The organism is Mesorhizobium robiniae (assembly GCF_040545535.1).
Classification (GTDB): domain Bacteria; phylum Pseudomonadota; class Alphaproteobacteria; order Rhizobiales; family Rhizobiaceae; genus Mesorhizobium; species Mesorhizobium robiniae.
The window spans coordinates 346,239-359,249 of the sequence record NZ_JBEPMC010000003.1 but is presented as its reverse complement, the minus strand read 5'-3'; the positions used below and the strand labels follow the sequence as shown (position 1 = coordinate 359,249).

General features: G+C 62.7%; 13 protein-coding genes. 6 read left to right on the top strand and 7 right to left on the bottom strand.

Annotated elements, in window-relative coordinates; genetic code table 11:
- Positions 1-2 precede the first annotated feature (2 nt).
- The 5 genes from ABID19_RS09870 to ABID19_RS09850 are packed head-to-tail and all read left to right on the top strand — an operon-like array spanning position 3 to position 4,577.
- The gene (locus ABID19_RS09870) at positions 3-893 is read left to right on the top strand and encodes an ABC transporter permease (protein WP_354490057.1); all 891 of its coding nucleotides are present in this window, start codon (positions 3-5) and stop codon (positions 891-893) included.
- Entirely contained in the window at positions 893-1,678 is a 786-nt protein-coding gene (locus ABID19_RS09865; RefSeq protein ID WP_352927439.1) for an ABC transporter permease, read from the top strand. The genes ABID19_RS09870 and ABID19_RS09865 overlap by 1 nt, the downstream gene beginning before the upstream one ends.
- A 1-nt stretch (position 1,679) precedes the next feature.
- Positions 1,680-2,789 carry an ABC transporter ATP-binding protein gene (locus ABID19_RS09860; protein WP_354490056.1) on the top strand — a complete coding sequence of 370 codons (1,110 nt, stop codon included), beginning with the start codon at positions 1,680-1,682 and terminating at the stop codon, positions 2,787-2,789.
- A 23-nt stretch (positions 2,790-2,812) separates the two neighbouring features.
- Positions 2,813-4,198, top strand: a complete 1,386-nt coding sequence (locus tag ABID19_RS09855) for an NAD(P)/FAD-dependent oxidoreductase (protein ID WP_354490054.1) — start codon at positions 2,813-2,815, stop codon at positions 4,196-4,198.
- Positions 4,199-4,223: 25 nt separating this feature from the next.
- On the top strand, positions 4,224-4,577 hold the full coding sequence (locus tag ABID19_RS09850) for a cupin domain-containing protein (protein WP_354490052.1): 354 nt from the start codon (positions 4,224-4,226) through the stop codon (positions 4,575-4,577).
- A 24-nt stretch (positions 4,578-4,601) separates the two neighbouring features.
- Here ABID19_RS09850 and ABID19_RS09845 read toward each other — a convergent pair whose 3' ends face one another.
- The 7 genes from ABID19_RS09845 to ABID19_RS09815 all read right to left on the bottom strand — a co-directional run bounded on the left by ABID19_RS09845 (position 4,602) and on the right by ABID19_RS09815 (position 11,871).
- Positions 4,602-4,889 (bottom strand): DUF1330 domain-containing protein, encoded by a 288-nt coding sequence (locus ABID19_RS09845; RefSeq protein WP_354490050.1) that lies wholly within the window; start codon positions 4,887-4,889, stop codon positions 4,602-4,604.
- Positions 4,890-4,915: 26 nt separating this feature from the next.
- Positions 4,916-5,599 carry an orotidine-5'-phosphate decarboxylase gene (pyrF, locus tag ABID19_RS09840; RefSeq protein WP_354490657.1) on the bottom strand — a complete coding sequence of 228 codons (684 nt, stop codon included), beginning with the start codon at positions 5,597-5,599 and terminating at the stop codon, positions 4,916-4,918.
- Between the two features lie 20 nt (positions 5,600-5,619).
- The gene (locus ABID19_RS09835; RefSeq protein ID WP_354490049.1) at positions 5,620-6,216 is read right to left on the bottom strand and encodes an NADPH-dependent FMN reductase; all 597 of its coding nucleotides are present in this window, start codon (positions 6,214-6,216) and stop codon (positions 5,620-5,622) included.
- 288 nt (positions 6,217-6,504) lie between these two features.
- A complete protein-coding gene (gene pmtA, locus ABID19_RS09830) occupies positions 6,505-7,110 on the bottom strand; it encodes a phospholipid N-methyltransferase PmtA (protein WP_354490048.1) in 606 nt (201 codons plus the stop codon).
- 141 nt (positions 7,111-7,251) lie between these two features.
- The gene (gene dnaJ, locus ABID19_RS09825) at positions 7,252-8,382 is read right to left on the bottom strand and encodes a molecular chaperone DnaJ (RefSeq protein ID WP_354490047.1); all 1,131 of its coding nucleotides are present in this window, start codon (positions 8,380-8,382) and stop codon (positions 7,252-7,254) included.
- 212 nt (positions 8,383-8,594) lie between these two features.
- The gene (gene dnaK, locus ABID19_RS09820; protein WP_352927420.1) at positions 8,595-10,511 is read right to left on the bottom strand and encodes a molecular chaperone DnaK; all 1,917 of its coding nucleotides are present in this window, start codon (positions 10,509-10,511) and stop codon (positions 8,595-8,597) included.
- 556 nt (positions 10,512-11,067) lie between these two features.
- Positions 11,068-11,871 (bottom strand): GGDEF domain-containing protein, encoded by an 804-nt coding sequence (locus ABID19_RS09815; protein ID WP_354490045.1) that lies wholly within the window; start codon positions 11,869-11,871, stop codon positions 11,068-11,070.
- Between the two features lie 457 nt (positions 11,872-12,328).
- On the opposite strand from ABID19_RS09815, the gene rpe reads away from it, so the two are divergent.
- Positions 12,329-13,006: a ribulose-phosphate 3-epimerase gene (gene rpe / locus ABID19_RS09810; RefSeq protein ID WP_354490043.1), complete on the top strand. Its 678-nt coding sequence runs from the start codon at positions 12,329-12,331 to the stop codon at positions 13,004-13,006.
- The last annotated feature ends 5 nt before the right edge of the window (positions 13,007-13,011 follow it).

Below are 13,011 nucleotides of genomic sequence, written 5' to 3'. Positions count from 1 at the left end.
CCGTGGCAACGATAACAACAGACAGCCGGAACACTGGTCCGGCTGTCGCGGCAGGCGACCGGCGGCGCTGGTTTCGCGGACAGGCTTTCTGGCTCGTCGCGCCGGCGCTGCTGCTGCTGGTTGTCTGCCTGGGCCTGCCGCTCGCCATCGTAACCTTGCGTAGCTTTTCCGAGCCGCAATGGGGATGGCAGAACTACGCCTGGTTCTTCGGCACACCGGTCAACCTGACCGTCCTCCAGCGGACCTTCGCGATCTCCGCCTGGGTGACGCTGGTATGTCTCATCGCCGGCTATCCCTATGCCTATGTGATGACCGCAGTAGGACCCAAGATGCGGCTTATCCTGATCCTGTGCGTGCTGGTGCCGTTCTGGGTGAGCGGTGTGGTGCGCACCCTGGCATGGGTCATCCTTTTACAGGATTCCGGCGTGATCAACTCCGTCATCCGGGCAGTCGGCCTTAGTCCGGTCAAGCTGATCCGCACGCAGACCGGCGTGGTGATCGGCATGGCGCAGGTGCTGCTGCCGTTCATGATCCTGCCGCTCTATTCGGTGATGAAGACGATCGACCTGCGGCTCATGCAGGCGGCACGAAGCCTCGGCGCGAGCCCGGCGCGCGCCTTTGCCCAGGTTTACCTGCCGCTCTCGCTTCCGGGCGTCTATGCTGGCGCCATCATCGTATTCATTCTGGCGCTCGGCTTCTACATCACCCCCGCGCTGCTCGGCGGTCCGCGTTCGACCATGCTTTCGACCCTGATCCAGAACCAGGTGCTCAGCCTGCTCAACTGGGGTCGCGGCGGTGCTATGGGTGTGGTGTTGTTGATCGCGACCTTCGTCCTGCTCGCGCTTGCAGCGCCGCTGTCGCGCCAACCGTACAAGACGGGATCGAGACGCTGATGAAACAGCCCGGTCGAATCCTGCTCGGTCTGTTCTGCCTGCTGGTCGCGGTCTGGCTGGTCGCGCCGACAATCGTCGTCGTTCCGATGTCGTTCAACGACAAGAAGTCGCTGGCCTTTCCGCCATCCGGCTTTTCCTGGCAGTGGTACCAGAACTTTTTCACCAACCCCGAATGGTTGGCGAGCCTGGTCGGCTCGCTCAAGGTTGCCGTCGTCACGGCGGTGTTCGCCACTGTCATCGGCACGCTGGCGGCATTCGGCCTCGATCGCATGAAGAGCCGCGTCAGCGGCGTGCTGCGCGCACTGCTGATCACGCCAATGGTCGTCCCGGGGGTGGTACTCGCCGTCGGAATCTATGCGGTCTATCTCGATACGCAGTTGGTCGGCACCATGACCGGCTTCGTGCTGGCCCACACGATGCTCGCCGTTCCTTTCGTCATCATCGCCGTCTCCGCCAGCCTGGAAGTCTTCGACAAACGGCTGGAGACGGCTGCGGCCAGCCTCGGTGCGACCCGGCTGACCGCATTCAGGACAGTGACCTTGCCGCTGATCGCGCCGGGCATCCTGTCGGGGCTCCTGTTTGCGTTCGTAACCTCGTTCGACGAGATCATCGTCGCGCTGTTCATCACCAGCCCTTACCTGAAGACATTGCCGGTCCAGATCTTCTCCAGCATCACCCGGGACGCCGACCCCACCGTTGCGGCGGTGGGCACGCTGCTCTTCATCGTGACGTCGCTGGTGATCGGGGCGGGGCTGCTGATCGGCTCGAGACAGGGAAAACGCTGACATGGCCTCACCATCGACCCGCGGCGCAGCCATCGATCTCAAATCCGTCAGCAAACAATATGGCAGCTTCGTCGCTCTCGATAAGGTCTCGCTGCACATCGAGCCGGGGGAGTTCATGACGCTGCTCGGACCCAGCGGTTCGGGCAAGACGACGACGCTCAACGTCATCGCTGGCTTCACCGAGGTCAGCTCGGGTTCGCTTGATGTCGGCGGCAAGAGCGTCATCGGCGTACCGGCGCACAAGCGCAATATCGGCGTGGTCTTCCAGCACTACGCGCTGTTTCCGCATATGACCGTGAGCAGGAACGTCGCATATCCGCTGACCTTGCGCGGCATCGCCAATCCCGATCGCGAGGCGCGGGTGCGCAAGGCGCTGGACATGGTGAAGATGGCGGATTTCGGCCACCGCTTCCCCAGCGAGCTCTCCGGTGGGCAGCAGCAGCGCGTCGCGCTGGCGCGCGCCATCGTATTTGACCCGCCGCTGCTCCTGATGGACGAGCCGCTCGGCGCGCTCGACAAGAAGCTGCGTGAATGGCTGCAGCTCGAGATCAAGCGGATCCATCGGGAATTGGGCACCACCTTCGTCTACGTCACGCACGACCAGGAGGAGGCCTTGGTCCTCTCGGACCGCATCGCCGTGTTCAACCAGGGACGCATCGAGCAGATCGGCAGCGGTCGCCAACTCTACGATGAGCCCGAGACCTTGTTCGTCGGCAAGTTCGTCGGCGACTCGACGATACTGCGTGGTGCAGCCTCCACCTCCGGCGGCGAGACCGCCATCGAAATAGCCGGACGGAAAGTGGCCGCCGCCAAACGCCTTCCAGACGGCGCTAAACCGGTGATGCTGCTGCGGCCGGAGAAGCTGAGCCTCGCCAGACGGGGGAAGGGCGGACAGGATCGAAACGTCCTGCCCGGTCGCATCGGCGAAGCCATCTATCTCGGATCGGGCTCCAAATACGAGGTCGTGCTGGCCGACACCTCCAAGGCGATCGTGCGCTCGACGCTGGATGCCGAGACCTTTGCCATCGGCGACGAGGTCGACCTGATATTTGCGGGCAGCGACGTAAAGCTGTTGGCGGACGACGATAAGGCCGATTTCACGCTGACCTGAATCTTATCCTGGGAATAGCAATAATGGACGTGAAGAAGAACGGCGACGTGTCATTCTGGTATGCCGACATCGGCGGCGTGCCCGGCTACCGACCGCCGCTGCAAGGCGATATCGTGGCCGACATCTGCATCGTCGGGGCCGGCTACACCGGGCTTTGGACCGCTTACTATCTGAAGCAGGCAGCTCCGCACCTCAACATCGTCGTCGTCGAGAAGGAGTTCGCCGGCTTCGGTGCTTCGGGACGCAATGGCGGCTGGCTGTCCGGCGGGTTCTCATGGTCGCGCGAAAAATATGAGGAGGCATCCTCGCGCCAAGGGGTCATCGCCATGCAGGCGGCGATGATGGGCACGGTGAACGAGGTCATATCGGTCGCGGAAGCCGAAGGTATCGACGCCGACATTCGCCGTACCGACGAACTGCTGGTCGCAACCAACGAGGCGCAGGAGCAGCGCGCCAAGGCGATGTATGCCCATGCCAGATCCTGGGAGCTGACCGACGAACGCGTCGGGTACATCGATGCCGCGGAGATGCGCCGGCGCATAGCGGTGCACAATGCGCGCGGCGCCTTCGTCATCAAGAAAGTTGCGCGGGTTCAACCTGCAAAGCTGGTGCAAGGGCTCGCCAGGGCAGTGGAGCGCCTCGGTGTCCAGATCTGTGAACAGACGACCGTGCTGTCGATCGAGAAAGGCAAGGTCGTAACCAATCGTGGCGTGGTGCGGGCCGAAAAGATCGTGCGGGCGACCGAGGGTTTCACTGCGGGAATTGCCGGCCACGAGAGACTTTGGCTGGCGCTCAACAGCGCCATCGTGGTGACCGAGCCTTTGTCCGAAAAGCTGTGGAGCGAAATCGGCTGGGACGGCTACGAGGTGCTCGGCGACGCCGCGCACACATACTGCTACGCGCAGCGCACCCGGGAAGGACGCATTGCCATGGGCGGGCGCGGGGTGCCTTATCGGTTCGGCTCTAAGACCGACATTCGAGGGGTCACCCAGCAGGCGACGATCGACAAGCTGCACAAGATCCTGACGACGCTTCTGCCGCAGACCAAGGAGCTCAGGCTCGACCATGCGTGGTGTGGAACGCTGGGCGTGCCACGCGACTGGTGCACGACGGTGGGCTTCGACCGGCAGAGCGGAATAGGCTGGGCCGGCGGCTATGTCGGCCTCGGCGTCTCCACCTCGAACCTCTCGGGACGCACATTGAGGGATCTGCTGCTGGGCAACGATACCGAGCTGACGCGGCTTCCCTGGGTCAATCGAACGGTGCGCAAATGGGAGCCGGAGCCGCTGCGCTGGCTGGGCGTCCATTCGATGTATCAGCTCTACCGAATTGCCGACGAGCGGGAAGCAAAGGGGTTGCCGCGGACATCGCGGCTGGCCGCCCTGGCAGACCGCATCACCGGCCACTGAACCGCATCACCTCAAGGACTCAGGAATGATCGACTTCAAGACCTTCGCCCACCTTGCGCATATCGACCTCGGCGAGCCCCAGCCGAAACCCACCTCGGTGGAAGGCGATCAGCTGGAAGCAGCCAACACCCTCTGGGCTTCGGATGACGGCAAGATCGAAGTTGGTGTCTGGGAATGTTCGCAGGGCCGGTTCACCGCGCGCCGAGATACGAATTCCGAGATTTGCCACATCGTCTCAGGCCGCGTAACGCTGCACGGTCCCGATGGCGCGGCCAAGGATGTCGGACCCGGCGAATTGCTTGTCCTGCCGCTTGGCTGGGTGGGCGCGTGGACCATCCACGAGAAAACGCGCAAGCTTTACATCCTGCATTCGGTCTGACCGTCGCAGGCGATTGCCGCTGAACTAAACCCCTTCGACCAGCACGATCTCGCCGTCGGCCACTTTCTGGCGGATCGCCACGGCGCGCTGATACTCCGGCGAGTGGTAGCAATCGTGCGCCGCCGCCAATGACGGAAACTCGATGATCACGTTGCGGTCGCGGCCCGGCCCCTCGGCCTTTTCATGCGCGCCGCCACGTGCCAGGAAAACGGCGCCGAAACGATCGAAAGCCAGTTTGGCGGCAGTGACATAGTCCTTGTAGCCTTCCGCATCGCGCACATCGACGCGGGCGATCCAGTATCCCTTGGGCATGGCTCTTTTTCTCCGAAATCTAAGCGTTAAGCCGAGCGCATTTCGTCAAGGATCGCTTCCGCGACCGCCCGCCTGTCGGTCGCGCCGACGATCGGCCGGCCAACGACGAGATGGCTGGAGCCGTTGCGGATCGCCTGCGCTGGCGTCACCACGCGTTTCTGGTCGCCATGGTCGCTGCCCTTGGGCCGTATTCCCGGCGTCACGACGGCCATATTGGGGCCGACGATCCGGCGCACCGCTTCCGCTTCCTCGGCCGAGCAGACAATGCCGCCCATGCCGGCATGCAGCGCCTGCTCGGAGCGCCTTAGCACCAGCGTATGCGGGTCGTATTCATAGCCGGCGTCGATCACGTCCTGCTCGTCCATCGAAGTCAGCACGGTGACGCCAAGCAGGCATAGATCGCTGCCCCTGGCGGCCTCGACCGCTGCCAACATCGTCTTCGGATAGGCATGCAGCGTCAGCATGGTCATGCCCATCTTGGCGATGGCCTCGACGCCCTTGGCCACCGTGTTGTCGATGTCGAGCAGCTTCATGTCGAGGAAGATCCTGGTGCCGCCGCTGGCGAGCTCGCGGGCGAAGTCGAGGCCGCCGGCGAAGGCGAGCTGGTAGCCGATCTTGTAGAAGGAGACGACCCCGTCGAGCTCTCGCACCGTTCTCTCGGCTTCTTTCAACGTCGGTACGTCGAGGCCGACGATCAGCCTGTCCTGCATGGTTTCGGCGCGCTCCTGGATCACGCCTCGATCCGGGTGGACAGCATGCGCGAGGTTTCGATCAGCGTGCGGCATAGGTGCTCCATCGATCTGTGCAGTCTCTCGTCCCTGAAATTTCCGTCCTCGTCGAAGGCGTTGCCGCCCTCCGGCACCGAGCACTCCGGCGTCACCACCTCCATCTGGCAGCGCACCAAAACGGCGCGCAGATGGTTGATGCAGCGTACCCCGGCGAAGTGTCCTTTGGAAGACGAACAAAGGCCGGCGGGCTTGCCGGTGAACGGCCTGAACGACCGCCCGCCATCCTTGCGCACCCGGCTCACCCAGTCGATGCTGTTCTTGAGCAGCGGCGGGATGGAGCCGTTATATTCGGGCGTCGCGATCAGCAGCCCGTCATGGGCGGCGATCTGCCGGGCAAGCTTGATGGCGTTTTCGGGAACGCCTTTCTCCCTTTCCAGGTCCTCGTCCAGGATCGGCAGCGGATAGTCGGCAAGCGAGATGCGGGTTACCTCGGCGCCCTGCAGGGCGAGTTCCTTCTGCGCCACATCGGCAGTCCGGCCGCTGTAGGCGCCAGCGCGAATCGAGCCGGCGAAGACGAGAATTTTCGGGATCACTGCCATTGGCCACCCTTGTCCCCGGACAGGTACAGCCAAGGATCGCTCAAATCAACGCCAACTTCGTCATCCCCGGGCGGAGCAGGAGCGAAGCTCCGTCGCGGAGACCCTGGGATCCATACCGTGACCTTGACCGTGGAGTGCCGCAGAGCAGAATTCTGCACCGCTGTGGTGCTCAGATGTCCCGGCATGGATCCTCGGGTCTGCGCTGCGTCGCCACGCTCCTTGCTCCGCCCGTGGATGACGAAGTGACGCGCGTTTCCACTAACCGCTGAACGGTCGTGCGCCGAGAAGCTAATGCGCCCCGCGCCGATAGATCCAAAGCTGCGTTGGCGGGATGTTGCGGATGACGAAATGGAAATGCTCGACCGTGTAGTCGCCGCGGCCGGGCGGGATCGGCGACAGCGGGCCGTAGGTCAGCTGCACGATCGGGCGGCCTGTCGGGATGCGGTCGAGAAGGCTTTCGACATAGGCGATGCGCTGGGCGACCGGGAAATTGAGCAACGGCACGCCGGAGACGACCGAATCGAAGGTCAGGCCGCTCTTGTCGCCGAGCGTCGCGTCGAGATTGAAGGCGTCGCCCTCGATGACGTTGACGCCGGGATAGAGCCGGCGCAGATGGTGCACGAAATCGGTGGAATATTCGACCGCGTAGAGATTTTCAGCCCTTACGCCCTGGGCAAGGATGGCTCGGGTGATGACGCCGGTGCCGGGCCCAACTTCGAGCACTGGCAGGCCTGACGTCGGGTCGACGACGGAGGCCATCTTGCGGGCCGTGATGGAACTGGTTGGCACGATCGAACCGACCGCCTTTGGCTTGTCGATCCAGCCCTTGAAGAACTTCAGTTCGTCGTCGAACTTTTCCGCCAGCGCTTTTCGCAGTCCGGGACCATGTGCCATGCAAGTTCTCCTGAACGCTCCCCCGAGAGGCTACTTAGCAGCTACAGGGTCCAAGGCAAGGCGGATGCCGGTATAAGATGTTGATGACGCTAGGGGAGCTTCCCCTAGATTGTACTCTACACTGATTGGCAAGAATAGGCGTCAGCGCTCGCCGAAGGTTTCGAAGAAGTCCTTCATGCGGGCGAAAAAGCCGCTCGACTGGGGCGAATTGTCCTTCGAGGAAAGCTGTTCGAATTCCTCCAGCAACTCGCGCTGGCGGCGGGAAAGGTTCTGCGGCGTCTCGACCGCGGTCTGGATATAGAGGTCGCCGACATTGTGCTGGCGCAGCACCGGCATGCCCTTGCCCTTGAGACGGAATTGACGGCCGTTCTGGGTGCCTTCCGGCACCTTCACCTTCGTCTGCGTGCCGTCCAGCGTCGCCACCTCGAACGAACCGCCAAGAGCTGCCGTCGTCATCGAGATCGGGACCTTGCAGTAGAGATCGGCGCCGTCGCGCTGGAAAAATTCGTGCGGCTTGACCGCAAGGAAAATGTAGAGATCGCCCGACGGGCCGCCGCGCAGGCCGGCCTCGCCCTCATTGGCGAGGCGGATGCGGGTGCCGTCCTCGATGCCGGCCGGAATGTTGACCGAGAGCGACCGCTCCTCGGTGACGCGGCCCTGACCGGCGCATTTCGGGCATGGCTCCTTAATGGTTTGGCCACGCCCCTGGCATTGCGGGCAGGTGCGCTCGATCGAGAAGAAGCCTTGCGTGGCGCGCACCTTGCCGTGGCCGTTGCACATCGAGCAGGTGACGGGCTGAGTGCCGGGCTTGGCGCCGCTGCCGGAGCATTCCGTGCAGGAGATCGACGCCGGCACGTGAATCTGCGCCGTCTTGCCGGCGAATGCCTCCTCCAGCGTGATTTCCATATTGTAGCGCAGGTCGGCGCCGCGCTCGCGGCCACCTGAGGAGCGGCGCTGGCGCCCGCCCATCATATCGCCGAAAATATCCTCGAAGATATCGGCGAAGCCGCCGGCGCCGAAGCCTTGCGCGCCGCCATTCATGCCGCCCTGTTCGAAGGCGGCGTGGCCGAAACGGTCGTAGGCCGCGCGCTTCTGCGGATCCTTCAGCGTCTCGTAGGCCTCGTTGATTTCCTTGAACTTGTGCTCGCAGGAATGGTCGCCTGGATTGCGATCGGGATGGAACTGCATGGCGAGCTTGCGGAAAGCGCTCTTGAGCTCCTTCTCGTCGGCCCCCTTTTGCACGCCCAACGTTTCGTAGAAATCAGCTTTCATCTTTTCCTGCAGTCCGGATATTCAACGTCTTGAAGCCTTGTTGCGTCGTTTGCCGGCACGCTGTTCCGATTTAGGTGCGATGGGGCCGGGATGCCAGTGTCGACGCGGGCTTGCCCGCATTTTTTCGATCAAGCCCGCATTTTTTCGGCCGGAGTTGCAAAAAAGCCCGGCTTTGCGCCGGGCTTTTCTGCCTCAACCTGCCGTCAGGCGGTTCAGGCCGACTTCTTCTTGTCGTCGTCCTCGTCGATTTCTTCGAAATCGGCGTCGACCACGTCGCTGTCCTTGGCGGCATCCGCCTTGGCGTCAGCCTCCGCGGCTTCCTTCTGCGAAGCTTCGTACATGGCCTGGCCGAGCTTCATCGAGGTTTCGGCGAGCGCCTGCGTCTTGGCTTCGATCTCGGTCGCGTCGTCGCCTTCGGCAGCGGTCTTCAGCGCCGCGATCGCATCTGATATCGCCGTGCGGTCGGCCTCGGAAACCTTCTCGCCATATTCCTTCAGCGACTTCTCCGAGGAATGCACCAGCGCCTCGGCCTGGTTGCGGGCCTCGACCAGCGCGCGCCGCTTCTTATCGGCCTCTGCATTGGCTTCGGCGTCCTTCACCATCTTCTCGATGTCGGCGTCCGAAAGGCCGCCAGACGCCTGGATGCGGATCTGGTGCTCCTTGCCGGTGCCCTTGTCCTTGGCCGAGACGTTGACGATGCCGTTGGCGTCGATGTCGAAAGTGACCTCGATCTGCGGCACGCCGCGCGGCGCCGGCGGAATGCCGACCAGGTCGAACTGGCCGAGCGCCTTGTTGTCGGCGGCCATTTCACGCTCGCCCTGGAAGACGCGGATGGTCACGGCCGACTGCGAATCCTCGGCCGTCGAGAACACCTGGCTCTTCTTGGTCGGGATCGTCGTGTTGCGCTCGATCAGCCGCGTGAACACGCCGCCCAGCGTCTCGATACCGAGCGACAGCGGCGTCACGTCGAGCAACAGCACGTCCTTGACGTCGCCCTGCAGCACGCCGGCTTGGATGGCGGCGCCCAATGCGACGACCTCATCCGGATTGACGCCTTTATGTGGCTCCTTGCCGAAGAACTGCTTCACGATCTCCTGGATCTTGGGCATGCGGGTCATGCCGCCGACCAGAACGACCTCGTCGATTTCGCCGGCCTTCAGGCTGGCATCCTTGAGCGCGGCCTTGCAGGGCTCGATCGTGCGCTGGACCAGATCCTCGACCAGGCTCTCGAACTTCGCACGCGTCAGCTTCAGCGTCAGGTGCTTGGGGCCGCTGGCATCGGCGGTGATGAAGGGCAGGTTGATCTCGGTCTGCGTGGTGGACGACAGCTCGATCTTGGCCTTTTCGGCCGCTTCCTTGAGGCGCTGAAGGGCGAGCTTGTCGTTGCGCAGGTCGATGCCCTGCTCCTTCTTGAACTCGGCCGCCAGATACTCGACCAGGCGCATGTCGAAATCCTCGCCGCCGAGGAAGGTGTCGCCATTGGTCGACTTCACCTCGAAGACGCCGTCGCCGATCTCGAGCACCGAAATATCGAACGTGCCGCCGCCAAGGTCATAAACGGCAATGGTCTTGCCTTCCTTCTTGTCGAGGCCATAGGCAAGTGCGGCCGCGGTCGGCTCGTTGATGATGCGCAGCACTTCAAGGCCGGCGATCTTGCCGGCATCCTTGGTGGCCTGGCGCTGGGCGTCGTTGAAATAGGCCGGAACGGTGATGACCGCCTTCTCGACCTTCTCGCCGAGATAGGCTTCCGCCGTTTCCTTCATCTTCTGCAGGATCATCGCCGAGATCTGGCTGGGCGACTGCTTCTTGCCGCCGGCCTCGACCCAGGCGTCGCCATTGTCGCCCTTGACGATCTTGTAGGGGACAAGCTTCTTGTCCTTGTCCGTCACCGGGTCGTCATAGCGGCGGCCGATCAGGCGCTTGACCGCGAAGATGGTGTTTTCAGGGTTGGTGACCGCCTGGCGCTTGGCCGGCTGGCCGACGAGGCGCTCGCCATCGCTGTTGATGGCGACGATGGAAGGGGTCGTGCGCGCGCCTTCCGCATTCTCGATGACCTTCGACTCCTTGCCGTCCATGATGGCGACGCAGGAATTGGTGGTCCCCAGATCGATACCGATTACTTTTGCCATTTTTCTAGTCTCTCCGCTAAGCAGGCTCTCTGGACCCGTACAGGCGTTCCGACGAAAGCCCCTGTTCACAAGAAATTCCGCTTCGGCAACCGGCATTCCGGCGTCGAACGGCTTGGCGCGTATATAAGAACAGGCTGCGCGGCGCGCAAGCATTCTGCGCAAGGCGTCCAACATCCTTTTCTCGGGGCCGGCCGGGTGTCCTCCGGCGACGGCATAGCGAGTTCAGGCCGTGCAGCGTTTCCCGAGGGATCTTTTCGGGTCCGTTCGCGGGCCGCGATCCTTCCCGTAGGGTTGGCGCGCAATAAGCCGCAACTTGCATGGCCACAACCGAGACCCGTCGGAGCAATCCGGCGGGTTTTCATCGCGCGTGGTCGTCGAGTGCGGGTCGGCCGCCATCGACCTTCAAACCCGAGAACTCATGGGCAATCGTTCGATTGCGTCCAAGTCCGTTTCGCCTGGTAAAGCCTTGCATCGACCCGTTTGTACAGGCTCGACCAGGCTTCGCTGGGTTTAAACGTTCCCACGCCGAAACTCGCAGTGAGCGGCCCGACCCCCTTCAGCCCGGCAAACTGTTCTCCTCTATGGCGATCCTTAGCCGTTCGGAGCATTCATAGGCTTCCTCGGAACTGGTATCTGGAAGGAACACCGCGAATTCCTCACCGCCGAGCCGGCCGACGATATCCCCTTTGCGCGCTGATTTGCGCAGCACGCGTCCGACCTCTCGCAGCACGCTGTCGCCGACGTCATGACCGTGGGTGTCGTTGATGCTCTTGAAATGGTCCAGGTCGCACAAGACGAGCGATGCGGCGCCTTTTCCGCTCTTTCGCTGATAGGCCGAGGCGCGCTCTTCGAACCCGCGCCGGTTCAGAACGCCGGTCAACGGGTCGACATCGCGCTCCCGTCGCAGATCGTCGATGACGTCGGCAACGGCGGCGGCGAGGATCGCCAGAGCGAGAGCCGCGCCGAGCACGGCAAGAGAAAGCTGAAGTGCCTGCCAAAACATCGAGTTCGCGAAGGCTGTTTTATCGGCGGGCGCCGAAAGCCCGATCGTCAATAAGGTCCGCGGAAAGAAATGCAGCGCAAAGATCAGGAGAATCCAGAACAGCACCCTGTCGACGTACCGGCCTTCCGCAAGCGGCGAGAGTCGCACTGCGGCAATGAGCAGGATCATCCCGTACCCGAAATTCTGGATGTAGACGCGGGCAAGAAGGTTGCGATCGACGTAGAAGAAATACGCCAGCAGAAGCGTGAATCCGATCAGGATCGCCGCGTCCATTCTCAGGCCGAGCCTGGTCCCTGAGCGGAGCAGGATACCCTCGACCGCCGCGAGAACAGCCGATGTATAGAGAGCGCCGGACACGATTGCATTGGGTCCGGCCCCTGACGGCCAACCGAGAATTTGGGATATGGCGCCAAGAGCAAATAAAGCGCAGGCGCCCGCCAACACAAGGAGATAGCTTCGCTTTCGTTCGATGAGCCAGGCGCAAACGAAGGCAATCCCAAAGACAAACAATATTCCAGGGCTTATCAATGCGAGTGTGGTCCTGACGATCGCCCCGTCCATCAAATCAATGTTCCTGTTGCGCCGAGACGCGGCCCTTTGCATGGGTCTAGATCGCTGCCGGGGATACTCCGAAACCTTTATCCAATCTGATAAGAAAAGCCTCGGATTAGAATCGTCTGATTTCGTCGAGCTGGACGCCACGCTACGCCTTCGGCTGAACGTGGGGCAGCAACAGCGCCTTTCCGCCACGACGACTGGCCATTTTCGGGCCGATACGGTAGGGCGGGAGCTGGCTCAAGAGCGGGAAGCGGACATGGCTCAAAAAACCCTGATCGCGCCATCGGTGCTGGCGTCGGATTTTTCGAAGCTCGGCGACGAGGTCGAGGCGGTGGCGGCGGCCGGCGCCGACTGGATCCATCTCGACGTCATGGACGGGCATTTCGTGCCCAACATCACTTTCGGCCCGCCGGTAATCAAGGCGATCCGCAACCGCACCAAAGCCTTCTTCGACTGCCATCTGATGATCGCGCCGGCCGATCCTTATCTGGAGGCTTTCGCCGAAGCTGGCTGCGACGGCATGACAGTACATGCCGAAGCCGGGCCGCATCTCGACCGTTCGCTGCAGACGATCAGGAATCTCGGCAAGAAGGCGGGCGTGTCGCTCAATCCGGCGACGCCTGAAACGGCGATCGAATATGTGCTCGACCGGCTCGACCTGATCCTGATCATGACCGTCAATCCGGGTTTTGGCGGCCAGGCCTTCATTCCGGCGATTGTCGACAAGGTGAAGCGGGTGAAGGCGCTGATCGGCAACCGGCCGATCCGGATTGAGATCGATGGCGGCATCTCGCCGCAAACCGCCCCTTTGGTCACCGCCGCCGGCGCCAGCGTATTGGTCGCCGGTGCGGCCATCTTCAAGGGCAGCAGCGTCGAAGCCTATCGGGCGAACATCGAGGCGATCAGGACGGCGGCCGACCGGGCCGCCGGCTGACGCTG